Raw genomic sequence first — 18,423 nt, 5'->3', positions numbered from 1 at the left:
TAAGGCAGCAACCAATGGAACTTCGAAACAAGAAATTAACCCATGACGAATTCATGGCCGAGCGGCAACAGGTACTGAAAACCTGGGAAACTGGCAAGGACGTTGAAAAATTCGAAGATGGCGTTAAATACCAACAAACCATTCCTGAACATAAACGCTTCTCCCTTGCCCTGCTGAAAGCAGACCTGGAAGGTAAAACACTTAGCCAGCCGCGCGCTGGCGTGGCGCTGATGGACGAACACATTGAACTACTGAAAACACTACAAGAAGAGTGCGATCTGCTGCCGAGCACCATTGATGCCTACACCCGTCTGAATCGTTACGAAGAAGCGGCGGTGGGCATTAAGAAGTCCATCGAAGCCGGAACATCTAAACTGAACGGTTTACCGGTGGTTAACCACGGTGTCGCAGCGTGCCGCCGTCTGACCGAAACCCTGCAAAAACCGTTACAGATCCGCCACGGCACGCCAGATGCGCGCCTGCTGGCTGAAATCTCAATGGCCAGTGGCTTCACCAGTTATGAAGGCGGCGGCATTTCCTACAATATTCCGTATGCCAAACGTGTAACGCTGGAAAAATCTATCCGCGACTGGCAGTACTGCGACCGCTTAATGGGGTTGTATGAAGAACATGGCATTCGTATCAACCGCGAACCATTTGGCCCACTGACTGGAACGCTGATCCCGCCATTTATCTCGCACTCTGTTGCGATTATCGAGGGCCTGTTGGCGTTGGAACAAGGCGTAAAATCTATCACTGTTGGTTATGGCCAGGTCGGCTGCCTGACACAAGATATTGCGGCGATCCGGTCTCTACGTGAACTCGCGCACGAATACTTCCAAAACAATGGTTATACGGACTACGAGTTAAGTACGGTGTTCCACCAGTGGATGGGCGGTTTTCCGGAAGACGAATCGAAAGCGTTCGCCATTATCTCCTGGGGCGCGGCGGTAGCAGGCATGTCGGGCGCAACTAAAGTTATCACCAAAAGCCCACATGAAGCATGGGGTATACCTACCGCCGCCGCCAACGTGCAGGGGCTGAAAGCCTCCCGTCAAATGCTCAATATGGTCAGCGATCAAAAATTCCCGCCATGCCCTGTGGTTGAACTGGAAATTGAGCTGATTAAAAGTGAAGTTCGTGCCGTCCTGAATAAAGTGTTCGAACTGGGCAATGGTGATATCGCGTGCGGTACAGTGCTGGCTTTTGAAGCGGGTGTACTGGATGTACCCTTTGCGCCAGCCGCCTGCAACGCGGGCAAACTTCTTCCGGTTCGTGACAACACCGGGGCTATCCGCGTACTTGAAGCCGGAGCCGTTCCTCTGCCAAAAGAGATTCTTGACCTCCACCACGATTACGTTGCCGAACGCGCACGCGTTGAAGGACGCCAACCGACATTCCAGATGGTTGTAGATGACATCAATGCCGTATCCCACAGCAAATTAATAGGAAGACCATAATGAAAATAAAACAGGCCCTTTTCACCGCTGGTTACTCATCGTTCTATTTCGACGACCAGCAGGCGATAAAAAACGGAGCGGGTCATGACGGCTTTTTTTATACCGGGGAGCCAGTAACGCCCGGTTTTAGCGCTGTGCGCCAGGCCGGGGAGTGCGTTTCAGTTCAGTTGATTCTGGAAAACGGTGCCGTCGCCGTCGGTGACTGTGCTGCTGTTCAATACTCCGGAGCCGGTGGCCGCGATCCACTATTCCTTGCTGAACACTTTATTCCGTTCCTCAACACGCATATCAAACCTTTGCTGGAAGGTCGCGATGTGGACGCATTCCTGCCGAATGCCCGTTTCTTCGACAAACTGCGTATTGACGGCAACCTGCTGCACACTGCCGTGCGTTATGGTTTATCGCAGGCATTACTTGACGCCACCGCGCTGGCAACCGGTCGCCTGAAAACCGAGGTCGTTTGTGCCGAATGGCAATTACCCTGCGTAGCGGAATCCATTCCGTTATTTGGTCAAAGCGGTGACGACCGTTACATCGCTGTGGATAAAATGATCCTTAAAGGCGTCGATGTCCTGCCACATGCATTGATTAATAACGTTGAAGAGAAGCTGGGCTATAAAGGTGAAAAACTACGCGAATATATCCGTTGGCTGGCGGATCGCATTTTGGGCAAACGCACCAGCGCACGCTATCGCCCTACCCTGCACATTGACGTTTACGGCACTATCGGTCTGATCTTCGATATGGATCCGGTGCGCTGCGCCCAATACATCGCCAGTCTGGAAGACGAAGCACAAGGTTTGCCACTGTACATTGAAGGTCCTGTCGATGCCGGTAATAAACCTGATCAAATTCGCTTGTTAACCGCCATCACCAAAGAGCTGACGCGCCTCGGTTCCGGCGTGAAAATTGTCGCTGACGAGTGGTGTAACACCTACCAGGATATCGTTGATTTCACCGATGCAGGCAGTTGTCATATGGTGCAAATTAAAACGCCGGATCTTGGCGGTGTTCATAACATCGTTGACGCAGTGTTGTATTGCAACAAACACGGGATGGAAGCCTACCAGGGCGGCACCTGCAACGAAACAGAGATCAGCGCCCGCACCTGTGTGCACGTTGCGCTGGCCGCACGCCCAATGCGTATGCTGGTCAAGCCAGGGATGGGTTTCGACGAAGGCCTCAACATCGTCTTCAACGAAATGAATCGTACTATCGCACTGTTGCAGGCTAAGGGATAACAGATGGCTCGTAAATTCAAAGTGTTATCGCCAACAGCCATTCTTGGTTATGGTTTCCCGGAAGAAAGTTTTAATAAGGCGATGGAAGAATCTCCGGATCTGATCGCCGTTGACGCCGGTTCATCTGACCCAGGTCCCCATTACCTGGGGGCGGGTAAAGCCTTTACCGACCGGGCGGGCGTCAAACGCGACCTGCGTTACATGATAACCGCTGGCGTGAAGAACAACATTCCGGTGGTAATCGGTACGGCAGGCGGCTCCGGCGCGGCCCCACATCTGGAGTGGTGCCGTGAAATTATTCATGAAATTGCGCAAGAAGAAAAACTCTCGTTCTCGATGGCGCTGATTCCTGCTGACGTCGACAAAGCACTCGTCCACGAAGCGCTGGATAATGGCAAAATCACGGCGCTGGATTTTGTCCCGGCATTAACCCATGAAGCAATCGACGAAAGTACCTACATTGTGGCGCAAATGGGGATCGAGCCTTTCCAGCGGGCGCTGAAAGCAGGCGCTCAGGTGGTTCTGGGTGGGCGCGCTTACGACCCTGCCTGCTTTGCCGCACTGCCTATCATGCAGGGGTTTGACGAAGGGCTGGCGCTGCACTGCGGGAAAATCCTTGAGTGCGCGGCCATTGCCGCAACGCCTGGCTCCGGTTCAGACTGTGCAATGGGTATCATTGACGACAACGGCTTTACGCTGAAGACATTTAATCCACAGCGTAAATTTACCGAAACGTCCGCCGCCGCGCATACGTTGTATGAGAAATCTGATCCGTACTTCCTGCCTGGACCTGGCGGCGTACTGAATCTAAAGAGCTGTACATTTAAAGCGGTCAATGATGGCGAAGTGTATGTCAGCGGTTCAAAACATGAAGAAACGCCGTATGCCCTGAAACTGGAAGGCGCCCGTCGGGTTGGCTTCCGCTGCCTGACCATTGCCGGGACCCGCGATCCTATTATGATTGCCGGGATCGACAAAATTATCGAAGAAGTGAAAGCAAGCGTAGCGAGTAACCTTTCGCTGGACGATGACAGCATCCGCATTACATTCCACCTGTACGGAAAAAATGGCGTCATGGGTGCTCATGAACCCACGCAAACTGCCGGACACGAACTGGGGATCCTGCTGGATGTCGTCGCGCCAACTCAGGAGATTGCCAATAGCGTTTGCTCGCTGGTGCGTTCAACCATGTTGCACTATGGCTATGAAAATCGCATCGCTACCGCAGGTAACCTCGCCTTCCCGTTCTCGCCCTCAGATGTACAGGCTGGGCCGGTATATGAGTTCTCGATCTATCACCTGATTGAAGCCAACGACGCACTGCGTTTTGATTTCCACATCGAACAGGTGACGCCGGAAGGAGTTCAGGCATGAAACAGTCAATTCGTTCACTGGCGCAGGTGATCCGCTCCAAAAACGCCGGACCCTATGAACTGGTTTTAGATATTTTATTTAAAACGAAAGAAAACTATGAGCGAGTTAAATCATCTGGGCAATTAACCCCAGAACTGGTGGCTGGCTTATATCATGTTGAACCTGAATTTATTCATCGTATTGTCTGGTTTGATCCTTCTAATGCAGTAAAAATCGTCATGCCACGAGATATTATCTCCGGAAATGTGGGTGATAGTGATGTTTATGGTGCACAGCAACACGCACCTTTATTAAGTATTCATTTTGATATTTAATAATTAATATTGTTTAGATTATCAACCTCATAAATGTACCTGCACAGATTTATTCATGACAGGTACATTTATCTAAATATATCAATAAAATAAATTGCGAAGCATGCTGGTATTATCACATCTTAAATAACGGGTGAACTACGTCCCTCTAAAAATCACACGTAATTAAACAAAAAATGCTTAAGTAAATACCGAATGACAACGTGATATAAACATCCAGCTCCTGCTGGAAAAATGGCCTGTCTTAGCATTCGGTAAAAATAACCACAACGTGAGAAGAGATCATGTCTAAACCATTCGTCTGGCAGGATCCGTTTTTGCAAGATAAAGACGGTACAGAATATAAATTAATTAGCGATCAACATATTATGGTAACGAAGTTAGACGGTGAAGACGTAATAAAAGTCGCCCCTGACGCGTTAACGTTGCTTGCCCGACAGGCATTTTATGAAGCCTCTTTTTTCTTACGCTCTGCTCATTTGCAACAGGTCGCCAGCATTCTTAACGATCCGCAAGCCAGCAGTAATGACAAATACGTGGCCTTGCAGTTACTGCGAAATGCAGAGGTCTCGGCAAAGGGAATATTACCCAACTGTCAGGACACAGGCACAGCAACGATTGTTGCCAGCAAGGGACAACATATCTGGACCGGGTGCAATGATGCTGAAGCCCTGAGCAAAGGTATTTACAGCACTTTCCAGGAAAATAATCTGCGTTTTTCGCAAAATGCGCCACTGGATATGTATACCGAGATGAATACCCAAACCAATCTCCCGGCGCAGATTGATATCAGCGCCGTACCCGGCGACGAATACCATTTTCTGTGTGTTAATAAAGGGGGAGGCTCCGCCAATAAAGCCGCGCTTTATCAGGAAACAAAATCTCTCCTGCAACCGGAAAAACTGACCGCATTTTTAATTGAAAAAATGAAATCGCTGGGCACCGCCGCCTGTCCGCCCTACCATATCGCCTTTGTCGTCGGAGGACTTTCTGCCGATCAAGCGTTAAAAGTCGCCAAACTGGCTTCAACGAAATACTACGATAATCTGCCCACCAGCGGAAACGAGCAGGGACAAGCATTCCGCGATGTTGAACTGGAAAAAACATTGCTCGACGCCAGCCAGCAATTTGGTATTGGTGCTCAGTTTGGTGGCAAATATTTCGCTCATGATATTCGTGTTATTCGTCTGCCACGCCACGGCGGCTCCTGCCCAATTGCCATGGCGCTCTCCTGTTCCGCCGATCGCAATATTAAGGCCAAAATTAACAAACACGGTATCTGGCTGGAAAAACTCGAACATAATCCGGGGCAATATATTCCTGTATCAATGCGGGAAGAAAATCGCACGCATCATGTGCATCTCGATCTGAATCGTCCATTGCGTGACGTGATGCAAGATCTCGCCACGTTACCGGTCGGCACCCGCGTGTCGTTAAGTGGGCCAATCGTGGTGGCGCGCGATATCGCCCACGCAAAAATTAAAGAGCGACTGGATAACGGTGAACCGATGCCGGATTACCTGAAACATCATGTTGTCTATTACGCAGGGCCGGCGAAAACACCAGAAAACATGGCCTGCGGTTCATTGGGGCCAACCACTGGCGGTCGAATGGACGGTTATGTCGATACCTTTCAGGCAGCGGGCGGCAGTCTGGTCATGTTGTCGAAAGGCAACCGCAGCCAGCAGGTCACCGATGCCTGTCACAAACATGGCGGCTTTAATCTGGGAAGTATTGGCGGTGCGGCGGCGTTACTGGCGCAAGAATATGTCAAAAGCCTTCGCTGTCTGGAATACCCGGAGCTGGGCATGGAAGCCGTGTGGATGATGGAAGTTGAAAATCTGCCCGCATTCATTCTGGTGGATGATAAAGGCAATAATTTCTTTAGCCAGTTTGAGCAGCAACACCGCTGTGCCAGTTGCCCTGCGGGGCATTAATGAAAGTGAATGTTACGCTTTAGTCGTGCTGGGTGAGCTGATCTTTATGCTGGCTTACCATTTTCTGGATACTGAAGAGGTGAACGCCTCACTGCAAAATTGCCCCGTCAGGCACAACCAGGTCTCGACGGTTAATATCTGCGCCTGGCATTTCGCCAGGCGTAGGTTTACATCTCCTCCGGCACCACCGATTTTGCCAGCAACCACTCACGAAAGACCTGCAAGTGCGGATATTCAGCATTCTCTTCCCGCCACGTCATAATGAAGCGATTACCGGTAAGAATGGGCACATCGCACGGGATCACCATATCACCACTATCTAAATCGTGTTGGATAGCGAACCGCGGCAGTAATGCCACGCCGAGATTAGAGCGCACGGCGGCAATCAGCATCGAAAGCAAATCGAAACGCGGCCCATTATTGACCAGCGGACTGCTAACGCCCGATAGCGCAAACCACTCTTCCCAGCCAGTAATACGGGTGCTCTGATGCAGAAGAGGTAGCTCACTAAGTAGTTCTGCAACGGACAGCTTTTGATCGGGCAGTGAAAGCAAACTGCCGCTGCATACTGGCAGAATCTCTTCCTCAAAGAGATATTCTACCTTCGACCAGGGGGCGCAAAAATTTTCGCGCATAATGACAGCATCGTATTCCCGATTAAGAAAATCCCCGTTATTGGCTAATGAGTGGATATTGACAATAATATCGGGATACAATTTATTGAACTCACGTAAATTGGGGATCAACCAGTGCGTGCTGAAGGTAGGATTGACAGCAAGCTCAATAACCTGAACCGTGGGTTGCCAGGTCATGATTGTATTTGTGTCACGTTCCAGTTTATTCAATGTTTCTTTAACAATTCCCAGATAATATTTACCGGCATCATTAAGGAATATTCTTTTTTTAGAATGCGCAAATAATGATATATGTAAAAACTCTTCCAGTGCGCTAACTTGTCTGAATACTGCACTTTGGGTTAACGCCAACTCCTCTGCTGCTCTGGTATAACTTTCATGACGTGCGACTACCTCAAAAGTCACCAGCAATTCCGTTTTGGGTATTTTTCCTCTCATAATGCCGTCCCTTAAAAATAGTTTAAACTATCAAAAATACATTACTTATTACTAAGTAATGGTAACCAAAGCAGCAATAAATAATTTATAAGTATCATGATTGATATTTATAACCCAGCACGTTCGGTATGGCAATTACCTTAATGAGGCAATAATAATCCGAAAAGCAAAACGCCCTTCGGATTATTATAATCAATATTAAGAAAAACTATTAAACTGATAATTATCATATCTATGGATATTATGATAAACAACCAACACCGATTTTATTTTTGATTTATCGCATATCCTTCTAAGAATTTTTGCGATGCTGCAATATCCGGAGTAAAGATGCGATCCTGCTCGACAAATGGCACGACTTTTCTGTAGGCGGTAAACATCGCTTTTGTTGATTTACCTAATGCCAGTTGTGGATCGGCTTGCAACCGCAAATCGATTGCCTGCGCGGAATGCATCAATTCAATGCCATAAATAATGTTCAAATTATCAACCACCTGTTTCAGTCTTCTGGCTGCATGGTCGTTATTGGCACCGGTATCTTCAATGCCTCCGGCAACCGGTTGAATATCGAAAGAAACAGGATTGGCGAGATCAACATTTTCTGCATGCAGCGCGACAAAAGGAATATGCAGCGAACCGAAGCCGTGACCTTTATTACCGGGTGCCGACAGGAAGCGCGTTAAACCCGTAAAGTGATCATCTTCCAGGTGCAGCGAGCGACGCATACTGTTATGCGAAACATGCACTAACGCCACGGTCAGACGCTGGGTGGCAAGCGCAACAGGTAACGATTCGAAGTTTGCCGTCGGGAAAATCCCGCCGCTGATTGCGCCATCTTTAACAAAATATTGCGCGACCTGGCTGGAATCCTGGTACGCCTTATCAGCATTCAGCACAGTTGCCGGGTTATCGTCAGAACTGTTGATCTGCACGGTAATGATATCTTCTGCGTCATGTAGCGCACGTACCGACTCAGAAAGGGTATACACCGTTGTTCTGAACGATAACGGATCCTGCAATGCGCGTTTGTCATCCTTATGCCATAAATAAGAACCGATTAACGCATCGCGGATCTCTTTCGCGGAATCAGCCAACTGCGGGAAAGGACGCACGCCGATCGACTGCGGCAGTACCGGCGCGACGTTACCATTCAACGCCTCCAGACTCATAGCGAAAACCACCGGGCTGACGTTCAGCAACTGGCGTGCCGACCGTACCGCTTCAATCGCATACGCCGTGCCAACGCTGTTGTTCGACAAAATCGCCAGCATATCTTTACCCTGCGGCACCAGTGGTTTAAGCCCCACTTTCGCCAGCGCATCGCCACCACTCATTTCCACGCCATTAACCCGCGCTTTCCATTCCCCCATCATCACCAGGCCAACGTGTGATGCGAGCATAATATCTGCTGCGCCAATGCTTCCACGCGCCGGAATTAAAGGTGTAACGCCGCGATTAATAAATTCAGCATACAGTTCGGCAATATAAGGCTGCGCTCCGGTTTGCCCATGCAGCATGGTATTTAAACGTAATACCATTGAGAGACGAGCAAGATAATCCGGTAACATTGAGCCGACGCCTGCAGAATGGGCGCGCAGCGCGGCAGCATTAAATTTTTTCGACGCGTCAATCACCTCTGGCGTTAAATTTCCTTTGGCATCAAATATGGGCTGATCTTTATTTAGCCCCACGCCCACGGTTAAACCGTAAACGGGTGTTCCAGAATGCGCGGCGGTCATCACCAAATCATAACTTTTTTCCATGCGATCCATGGCTTTCGGCGCGATTTTGACGTCGTTATCACCTAACGCAATTGACCAGGCCTGGCCAATTGAGAGGTGTTCGCCATCCAGCGTAATGGTTGATTTTGCCATCGCGATGGAGCAAACGCTCCAGAGCACAACGGTGACAGTGACTCTTCGTATCAATCCTTTCATTGTGTTTCCTTATCATGATGAGTTTAACAACGGGTTACTGCGACAACGTCTTAATTTGTCTTATCTTTTTCCCCCGCCGAACAATGCTGGTCACCAGGCGAGCGGCAACTTTCGCAGTCAAATTATCGCGATCCAGTTCCGGGTTAAGTTCGGCAATATCCGCAGCAATCAACTTCTCGCTACCGGCGATTAAATTCACAATGGCTTCAGTAATATTTAACGGCACACCTAACGGTGATGGCGCAGAAACGCCGGGAGCCTGATACCCCGGTAGGACATCGAGACAAATCGTTAAATAAATAGCGTCACACGCCTGAATATCTGCCGAGAGCGCATTAATAACCTCATGCAAATCGCTTTCAAATTGCAGAGATTCGTCCAGCCAATAACGCACGCCGAGGCTATCAGCGCGATCAAATAACGCCTGAGTATTGGCAAAACGGCTTATTCCCAGCACGCGATAACTAAATGGTTTGCCATGCTGCGTGTTCCACTCCTGCATCTGGCGAAATGGCGTACCTGAATTGGCCTTTTCAGCCATCCGTAAATCAAAATGCGCGTCAAGGTTGATAATCAGCAGTCGCTGGATATCAGGGCGCGACTGCATAATCCCCTGAAATGTTCCCCACGCCACTTCATGACCACCGCCCAGAACCAGCGGAAAACTGTTACGCGCAATGACCGTGGCAACGTTTGTCGCCAGACAGTTTTGTGCGGATTCCAGCGCCTGTTCCTCACTTTGCACATCGCCCATATCAAAAATAGCGTCTTCATTGAGCACCGGCATATTGCCCAATATGCTGCGTAATGCACCCGGCCCACCTGCTGCGCCCGTTCGCCCACCGTTACGTTGTACGCCGTCATCAACGGCAAAACCTATCAGCGTACAGCCTCCAAGGCTTTGTTCACTAAACGGTTGCACATGCTGATGCCAGCGAGTGCTGACGCCGGTTTCCTGCGAGTCAACACGCCCACTCCACGGCAAAAATGTTTGCTTCATTACCAACTCCTTTTTCCACCGACAATCAGCCCCTGACAAGGCTGGTGCCCAAACCAATAGGCCAGTTCACGTGGATGATTTAGATCCCAGACCGCCATATCCGCCCGTAACCCCGGCGCAAGTTCCCCCCGATCAATAAGTCCAAGTGCCTTTGCCGCATTACGCGTAACGCCCTGAACGGCTTCCAGCGGTGTCATGCGGAACAGCGTACAGGCCATATTGATCATCAATGGCAATGACATATTGGGAGACGTTCCGGGGTTATGGTCCGTGGAGATGGCAATTGGCACGCCCGCTGCCCGCAAAGCGGCAATCGGCGGTAGATGGGTTTCGCGCAGGAAGTAATAGGCCCCGGGGAGCAGAACCGCCACCGTTCCGGCCGCTTTCATGGCAACGATCCCCGATTCGCTAAGGTATTCCAGATGATCGCAGGACAGCGCAGAAAACGCCGCTGCCAGCGCCGCACCTTGCTGGTCAGAAAGCTGTTCGGCATGGAGTTTTACCGGCACTCCATAGTGTTGCGCTTTACTGAAAACGCGCCGTACCTGGTCTGGGCTAAAGGCGATGTTTTCACAAAAAGCATCAACTGCATCAATCAACCCCTGTCCATGCAGGACGCCCATCCAGTCGCAAAGTGCTGTAATGTAATCATCACTGCGTCCGGCAAACTCTGGCGGTAAACTATGCGCCCCAAGAAAAGTAGACTGAATACGTAACCCGGTAGATTCCTGTAAGCGGCGAATGACGCGCAAACAGCGCGCTTCATCTTCCAGCGTCAAGCCATAACCGGATTTTATTTCCAGCGTACTGACGCCTTCACGCAACCAGTTTTGTAGTCGCTGCGCCGCCAGTTCAAACAGTTGTGTTTCGCTGGCCGCCCGCGTGGCATTGACGGTAGATAAGATCCCGCCGCCCGCTCTGGCGATATCTTCATAAGCCACGCCTTGCAGCCGCATCTCAAACTCATTCGCCCGCTGGCCGCCATACACCAGATGCGTATGGCAATCCACCAGACCGGGTGTCAGCAACTTACTCTGCAGGTCGTGTTCCTCTGTAATGTCAGCCGTCAGTTCGCGAGGGATCTGCGTGGCCTTGCCAAGCCAAACAATAGTGTCGCCACGGCTGATTAATGCACCATTTTCAATCACTCCCCAATCGTTAGCGGAAAGCGTCGCCAGCGTGATATTTCGCCAGAGGGTTAATGCACTCATAAGGATTTTTCCCCTCGTAAATAATAAAGCCACCAGCCTGCCAGTTCATCGGCAGAAACTTTTTGCTGTGGTTCGAAACGCCAGGGCTTGCCATCAGGCTGAGCCAGCCATAACAGCGTATTCGTAGCTACAAACGTCCTCTTCTCGCCGCTTATCCACTCCCCGTCACACAACGTGAACAGCCCCGCTTGCGCGAGTGACGGAGGGAGCCAGTCAACGGCACTTTGCACCCGCAACATCCCCACATCAGCTTCCCGCGCCATGACATTGAGATCGCGAACAGTCCCGCCCAGCAACTGGCAATCCGGCATCGCTTCACCTGGGAAAATTAAGGCGGGATCGTGACGTTGCAGGTTGATGATCGAATCGACAAACGTCAGTTTCACCCCTTCCCCATCGAGGATCGCGAGACCACGTACCACGCCTGGCCACGCCGAAAAAGGACCGTCCTGGCTGACATTGGCCATACTGATGCGTAACAGCCAGTTTTCATCATCAGGCCAGGCATGCAGTTGTCGCGTAAAACCCCCGCCGTTGCGCCACGGTTGCAAGGGCTTATCCATTGCAGATATCAGCATTGGTTCCATATTACGACTCGGGATAAATAGTCTGGGCAGGGACACTGGTGGTGCGTTTCGCCCACGGGTAATAGATAACGGCAGTCATTAACAAACCGATAATCCAGGAAATATCCGCTCCGTCCATCAGTACAGAAATGGGCCCCTGATACAGTTTTTGATTCAGGAAGGGGATCTGCACCAGCACACCAATTCCGTAGCAAACCAACGCGGTTTTGTTATACGCGCCATAGCGTCCATCCGGGGTATAGAGTGCCGGAATATCGGTTTTACCTTGTGAGATGAAGTAGTAGTCGATGAGATTGATGGCGCTCCACGGAACAAATACCGTCAACAGCAGCAGAACAAAGTTTTTGAAATTATTCAAAAAGTCTGCGCTTGCCGCCAACGCAACGACCATCGACAACAGCACGAAGCCCACAACGTAAGCAGCGCGAACACGCTGTGAAACCTGGCTGCGATTATTAAAGGCACTGACGGTCGCCAGAATCGACATAAAGCCGCCGTAGGCATTCAAACAGTTAACCGTCAGTTTGCCGCAAACAATCACCGTATAAATCAGAATGGCAAACGTTGGCCCGGCTAACTCGCCCATAAAACCGACCTGATCTTTCAGGAAGTTAGCACCGCAAGCAGCAACAAGAACGCCAAAGGTCATGGCACATTGCGCGCCAAGCGTGGTACCCAGAAAGGTGGCAAAGAAGATTGATTTTGCAGGGGTATCAGCCGGTAAATAGCGGGAATAATCAGAGGCGTATGGTGCAAACGTTAATTGCCATCCGGCTGAGAGCGCAATCGTTAATAAGAACACCGATAAGATAAATGGCTTTTGACCAAATGCCGCAGCCACATCGTAGTGACCGCTAAGTTGAGTGGCCAGGTAAATAAACCCCAGAATACTTAATATCCCTGCAACACGGCCAACGACGTGAATAAGTTTATAACCGACCAATGCGATCATCGCGGTAAGCATACCGAAAATAATAATTCCGGTCGATGCTGACTCAAAACCAAATATCCGGTTAATCGCCTGGCCGGATAATACCGTACCGGTCGCGGCAAATCCGAGATACATAATAATCACCATCAGTAACGGTAGCGCCGCCCCTTTGACGCCAAAGCGGATACGACTGGAGATCATCTGTGGTAATCCCAGCTTTGCCCCCTGTGACGAGTGCAATGCCATAACCGCGCCGCCGATAATATTACCGATTAATAAACCAATAATTGCTGACATGGCTTCAGAGCCAAAAATAATCGCTAACGCGCCGTCCACCACGGCGGTAATTTGTAAGTTAGCACTTAGCCATAAAGTAAACTGACTGGAGGGCGCACCATGGCGAGCGGACTCAGGAACGGCGTTAATAGTATTTGATTCTAAAACCGGTTTTTTACTGCGGATAGGGCTGCTTGATTCCATGAAAAAGTCTCCTGCAAAATGAGAGGTCATTTTTTGAAACAGCAAAAGAGGGTCGAGAGATATTTCTTTCGACGATGTAATGAATATTTTTTGATAATTATTGTTATACAGGCGGATTACTTTCCGCCTGTATTAGCGCAAATATTAAATAACAGCGTTAATATTTAGCGAATCATCGGCAATTTCAGACCATAATTTTTGGCACATTCAATAGCGGCTTCATAACCGGCATCAGCGTGACGCATAACGCCTGACGCACAGTCATTAACCAGCACACGCGCCAGGCGTTTTTCAGCTTCTTCGCTACCATCAGCAACAATGACCATCCCGGCGTGCTGGGAATATCCCATCCCAACGCCGCCGCCATGATGCAGAGACACCCACGTTGCCCCGCCCGCCGTGTTGAGCAGACCATTGAGCAACGGCCAGTCAGATACCGCGTCACTGCCATCGAGCATACTTTCGGTTTCGCGGTTCGGGCTGGCGACAGAGCCGGTATCAAGATGATCGCGACCAATCACAATCGGCGCTTTTAATTCACCGTTGCGTACCATTTCATTGAATGCCAGCCCCGCCAGGTGACGCTCGCCAATCCCCAGCCAGCAAATTCGTGAAGGCAAGCCCTGGAAAGCAATACGCTCGCGCGCCATATCCAGCCAGCGGTGCGTCAGCACGTTATTGGGGAACAGCTCTTTAATTTTGGCATCAGTCTTATAGATATCTTCCGGGTCACCAGACAGCGCTACCCAACGGAACGGGCCTTTGCCTTCACAGAACATTGGGCGAATATAAGCAGGGACAAAGCCCGGGAAATCAAAGGCATTTTGCAGACCTTCATTGAAGGCTACCTGACGGATATTGTTGCCATAATCGACAACCGGAATACCCATCGCCTGGAAGTCCAGCATCCCCTGGACATGCGCCACACAACTTTGTGCGGCGTCTTTTTGCAGCCTGGCGTGTTGTTGCGGATCTTGTTGTGCCGCACGCCATTGTTCTACGCTCCACCCCATCGGCAAATAGCCGTTAATCAGATCGTGGGCAGACGTCTGGTCAGTGACCAGATCCGGTTTGATCGCCCCCTGACATGCACGTTTCACCAGCTCAGGAACAATTTCTGCCGCATTGCCCAGTAGCGCGATAGAAACGGCGTCTTTGCGCTCGGTGTGGTATTTAATCAGCGCCAGTGCATCATCGAGATCTTTCGCCTGTTTATCGACATAACGGGTACGCAGACGGAAGTCGATGCTACTTTGCTGACACTCAATATTTAATGAACATGCCCCTGCCAGAGTCGCCGCCAGCGGTTGTGCTCCCCCCATGCCACCCAGACCCGCAGTCAGGATCCACTTTCCGCTTAGCGAATTGTTGTAGTGCTGACGCCCCGCCTCAACAAAGGTTTCAAACGTTCCCTGCACAATGCCCTGGCTACCAATGTAGATCCACGAACCGGCGGTCATCTGTCCATACATGAACAGACCTTTGCGATCGAGTTCGTTGAAGTGATCCCAGTTGGCCCATTGCGGCACCAGGTTAGAGTTGGCGATCAACACACGTGGCGCGTCAGTATGGGTTTTAAATACACCAACGGGTTTACCGGACTGAACCAGCAGCGACTCATCGGGTTCCAGATTTTTCAGGGATTCCAGAATCTGGTCGAAACACTCCCAGTTACGTGCCGCGCGGCCAATACCGCCGTACACCACCAGATGTTGCGGATTTTCAGCCACGTCTGGATCAAGGTTGTTCTGCAACATCCGATAGGCAGCTTCGATCTGCCAGTTTTTGCAATGCAGTTGAGTACCTTGTGGCGCATGGATGACGCGGCTGGTATCAATACGAGGATCTGAAGGCTTACTCATGAATCTTCTCCTGTTACTGGATAAAATTAAATGCTGTAATCGCCCAGAAAGATGAGCGAATGAATACAGAAACGGCTTATATAATTCCTGTTTATAATTTCGTATTATTAATTCATTTAGTGAATTTAATTTCTATAGCATATTCACCGTGAATATAAATTCAAAAAAATTGCCAACGCTTTGTATGCGAATTCAATATGCTTAATTTAACTTTTGGAAAAAGTGATATTGTTGGCAAAATATTTTCTCATTTGAACATATGAATATGATGAGATTGCAAGATGTCTGTAATTTAATTATTCGCAAAAACGTATTCACGACAGCTAATCATTAACGTAATAGCCGAAAAACCAGCGTTGCATCAAGAGCATAATACATTGATATATAGCGACATTTAAAAACAACCATTAATTTTCAAGCATAAGAGCATGTCTTGTTATCATTAATACATATTCTATTTTTATCATCCTTAAAATAACAAACCCTAACTGAAAAAACTGGCAAACATATAAAATTAAAAAATATGAACCCTGGAGAATATAATTTTTCATTTTCAACAAAATGGCATCAAGAAGAAGCGGTGGTAGCTTATAAGCGATATTGATTCACTTATCGAAGCCCCGCAGGAGACAGGATTGATTCAACCAGCAGTCAGATTTCGACCGTGGTTAACGTTTAAGGCATAAAAAAGGCCATCATAAGATGGCCAACCATGTCGAAACCGACAGCCCTTCGCCATTCCTGTAGAGGGACGCGGCGAGGGCTATTTCTTATTACAGATATTTATTTCAGAACAGTTTTCAGTGCTTCACCGATGTCAGCCAGGCTGCGAACGGTTTTCACGCCTGCGGCTTCCAGGGCAGCAAATTTCTCATCCGCAGTCCCTTTACCACCGGAAATGATTGCACCTGCGTGACCCATACGTTTGCCTTTCGGCGCAGTCACACCGGCAATGTAACCCACAACTGGCTTGGTGACGTGCTCTTTGATGTACGCAGCCGCTTCTTCTTCGGCGCTACCGCCGATCTCACCGATCATCACGATCGCTTCGGTCTGCGGATCTTTTTCGAACATTTCGAGAATGTCGATAAAGTTAGAGCCAGGGATCGGATCGCCGCCGATACCGACACAGGTAGACTGACCGAAACCGTAATCCGTGGTCTGTTTAACTGCTTCATAAGTCAGCGTACCGGAACGGGAAACGATACCCACTTTACCAGGGCGATGGATGTGGCCCGGCTGGATACCGATTTTACACTCACCCGGAGTGATTACACCCGGGCAGTTCGGGCCAATCATGCGCACGCCCGCTTCGTCCAGTTTCACTTTCACGGTCAGCATATCCAGCGTCGGGATGCCCTCAGTGATGGTGATGATAAGCTTAATGCCTGCGTCGATGGCTTCCAGAATGGAGTCTTTGCAGAACGGTGCTGGTACGTAGATAACAGAAGCAGTGGCACCAGTGGCAGCTACTGCTTCACGCACGGTGTTGAACACCGGCAGGCCAAGGTGGGTGGTGCCGCCTTTACCTGGAGTTACGCCGCCCACCATTTTAGTGCCGTATGCAATGGCCTGTTCAGAGTGGAAAGTCCCCTGGCTACCGGTAAAGCCCTGGCAGATAACCTTGGTGTTTTTATCAATTAAAATGGACATTATTTCCCCTCCACTGCGGCAACAACCTGCTGAGCTGCATCCGTCAGACCTTTTGCTGCAATAATATTCAGGCCGCTGTCAGCCAGTTTCTTCGCGCCGAGTTCGGCGTTGTTACCTTCCAGACGTACGACAACCGGGACGTTAACACCCACTTCTGCTACCGCGCCGATGATACCGTCAGCAATCAGGTCGCAACGAACGATACCGCCAAAGATGTTAACCAGAACGGCTTTTACTTTTTCGTCAGAGAGGATGATTTTGAATGCTTCGGTCACGCGTTCTTTGGTTGCACCACCGCCAACATCGAGGAAGTTAGCCGGTTCACCGCCGTGCAGTTTAACGATGTCCATCGTACCCATCGCCAGGCCTGCGCCGTTAACCATACAACCGATGTTGCCGTCCAGCGCTACGTAGTTCAGTTCCCACTGTGCAGCCTGCGCTTCACGCGGATCTTCCTGCGACTGGTCGCGCATTTCGCGCAGATCAGGCTGGCGGAACAGTGCGTTACCATCAGCGCCCAGTTTGCCGTCGAGGCAGATAAGATCGCCCTGTTTGGTGATAACCAACGGGTTGATTTCGATCAGCGCCAGATCCCGTTCCAGGAAAATGGTCGCCAGGCCCATGAAAATTTTGGTGAACTGTTGAACCAGTTTACCTTCCAGACCCAGTTTGAACGCCAGCTCGCGTCCCTGATACGGCATCGGGCCGGTCAGCGGATCAAGCGCAACTTTGTGGATCAGGTGCGGGGTTTCTTCCGCCACTTTTTCGATTTCCACGCCACCTTCAGTGGAGGCCATAAAGACCACGCGACGGGAGCTACGGTCAACAACGGCACCAAGATACAGCTCTTTCGCGATATCGGTCGCCGCTTCAACCAGAATCTGGTTAACCGGTTGTCCATTGGCGTCTGTTTGATACGTTACCAGACGCTTGCCCAGCCAGTTTTCTGCAAAAGCACGGATGTCTTCTTTGCTGTTTACCACTTTCACACCGCCCGCTTTACCGCGGCCACCAGCGTGAACCTGACATTTCACTACCCACGGACCGGCACCGATTTTTGAAGCGGCTTCTTCTGCTTCGCGCGGAGTAGTACAGGCATAACCCACCGGTGCTGGTAAGCCATAGCGGGCAAAAAGTTGTTTTGCCTGATATTCATGTAAGTTCATGTATTCTGTCCATCCTTTAGTAATCGTTATCTTTTAAACCGTAGACCGAATGTGACGTATCGCTTCCGGGTATTGTCGGATGCGGCGATAACGCCTTATCCGACCTACATCAGAGTCACCCATAGGCCTGATAAAACGCGTTAAGCGTCGCATCAGGCATCGCTTGTCGGATGCGGCGCGAGCGCCTTATCCGACCT

Annotated in this window: 14 protein-coding genes; 5 read left to right on the top strand and 9 right to left on the bottom strand. The window is 50.0% G+C overall.

Annotation, left to right across the window (positions count from 1 at the left end):
- Nucleotides 1-14: 14 nt before the first annotated feature.
- From A31E_RS18710 to A31E_RS18730, 5 genes are all read left to right on the top strand, one after another.
- Entirely contained in the window at nt 15-1,460 is a 1,446-nt protein-coding gene (locus A31E_RS18710; protein WP_016248489.1) for a methylaspartate mutase subunit E, read from the top strand.
- Entirely contained in the window at nt 1,460-2,701 is a 1,242-nt protein-coding gene (locus A31E_RS18715) for a methylaspartate ammonia-lyase (protein WP_000695017.1), read from the top strand. The genes A31E_RS18710 and A31E_RS18715 overlap by 1 nt, the downstream gene beginning before the upstream one ends.
- 3 nt (nt 2,702-2,704) lie before the next feature.
- The gene (locus tag A31E_RS18720; RefSeq protein WP_000101359.1) at nt 2,705-4,075 is read left to right on the top strand and encodes an acyclic terpene utilization AtuA family protein; all 1,371 of its coding nucleotides are present in this window, start codon (nt 2,705-2,707) and stop codon (nt 4,073-4,075) included.
- Entirely contained in the window at nt 4,072-4,389 is a 318-nt protein-coding gene (locus tag A31E_RS18725; protein WP_000813902.1) for a DUF4387 domain-containing protein, read from the top strand. The genes A31E_RS18720 and A31E_RS18725 overlap by 4 nt, the downstream gene beginning before the upstream one ends.
- A gap of 284 nt (nt 4,390-4,673) precedes the next feature.
- Entirely contained in the window at nt 4,674-6,326 is a 1,653-nt protein-coding gene (locus A31E_RS18730) for a class I fumarate hydratase (protein WP_016248488.1), read from the top strand.
- A 167-nt stretch (nt 6,327-6,493) separates the two neighbouring features.
- On the opposite strand, the gene A31E_RS18735 is transcribed toward A31E_RS18730, so the two are convergent.
- From A31E_RS18735 to sucC, 9 genes are all read right to left on the bottom strand, one after another.
- Nucleotides 6,494-7,399 carry a LysR substrate-binding domain-containing protein gene (locus A31E_RS18735; RefSeq protein WP_016248487.1) on the bottom strand — a complete coding sequence of 302 codons (906 nt, stop codon included), beginning with the start codon at nt 7,397-7,399 and terminating at the stop codon, nt 6,494-6,496.
- A 266-nt stretch (nt 7,400-7,665) separates the two neighbouring features.
- Nucleotides 7,666-9,336, bottom strand: coding sequence for an HAL/PAL/TAL family ammonia-lyase (gene hutH / locus A31E_RS18740; RefSeq protein ID WP_016248486.1), 1,671 nt, complete (start codon nt 9,334-9,336; stop codon nt 7,666-7,668).
- 34 nt (nt 9,337-9,370) lie between these two features.
- Nucleotides 9,371-10,336, bottom strand: a complete 966-nt coding sequence (gene hutG / locus A31E_RS18745; RefSeq protein WP_000814581.1) for a formimidoylglutamase — start codon at nt 10,334-10,336, stop codon at nt 9,371-9,373.
- Nucleotides 10,336-11,547, bottom strand: coding sequence for an imidazolonepropionase (hutI, locus tag A31E_RS18750; protein WP_016248485.1), 1,212 nt, complete (start codon nt 11,545-11,547; stop codon nt 10,336-10,338). Before hutI ends, hutG begins: the two co-directional genes overlap by 1 nt.
- Nucleotides 11,544-12,125, bottom strand: coding sequence for a HutD/Ves family protein (locus A31E_RS18755; protein ID WP_228944058.1), 582 nt, complete (start codon nt 12,123-12,125; stop codon nt 11,544-11,546). Before A31E_RS18755 ends, hutI begins: the two co-directional genes overlap by 4 nt.
- A gap of 10 nt (nt 12,126-12,135) precedes the next feature.
- Nucleotides 12,136-13,545, bottom strand: coding sequence for a cytosine permease (locus A31E_RS18760; protein ID WP_016248483.1), 1,410 nt, complete (start codon nt 13,543-13,545; stop codon nt 12,136-12,138).
- Nucleotides 13,546-13,709: 164 nt separating this feature from the next.
- Nucleotides 13,710-15,407, bottom strand: a complete 1,698-nt coding sequence (hutU, locus tag A31E_RS18765; protein WP_016248482.1) for a urocanate hydratase — start codon at nt 15,405-15,407, stop codon at nt 13,710-13,712.
- A 783-nt stretch (nt 15,408-16,190) separates the two neighbouring features.
- Nucleotides 16,191-17,060 (bottom strand): succinate--CoA ligase subunit alpha, encoded by an 870-nt coding sequence (gene sucD, locus A31E_RS18770; RefSeq protein ID WP_001515996.1) that lies wholly within the window; start codon nt 17,058-17,060, stop codon nt 16,191-16,193.
- On the bottom strand, nt 17,060-18,226 hold the full coding sequence (gene sucC / locus A31E_RS18775) for an ADP-forming succinate--CoA ligase subunit beta (RefSeq protein ID WP_001048605.1): 1,167 nt from the start codon (nt 18,224-18,226) through the stop codon (nt 17,060-17,062). The genes sucD and sucC overlap by 1 nt, the downstream gene beginning before the upstream one ends.
- Between the last annotated feature and the right edge of the window lie 197 nt (nt 18,227-18,423).

It is taken from the genome of Escherichia sp. KTE159, assembly GCF_000408805.1.
Classification (GTDB): Bacteria; Pseudomonadota; Gammaproteobacteria; order Enterobacterales; family Enterobacteriaceae; genus Escherichia; species Escherichia marmotae.
Note: the sequence above shows the minus strand (reverse complement) of the source record. Positions and strands in the feature narration are given on the sequence as shown.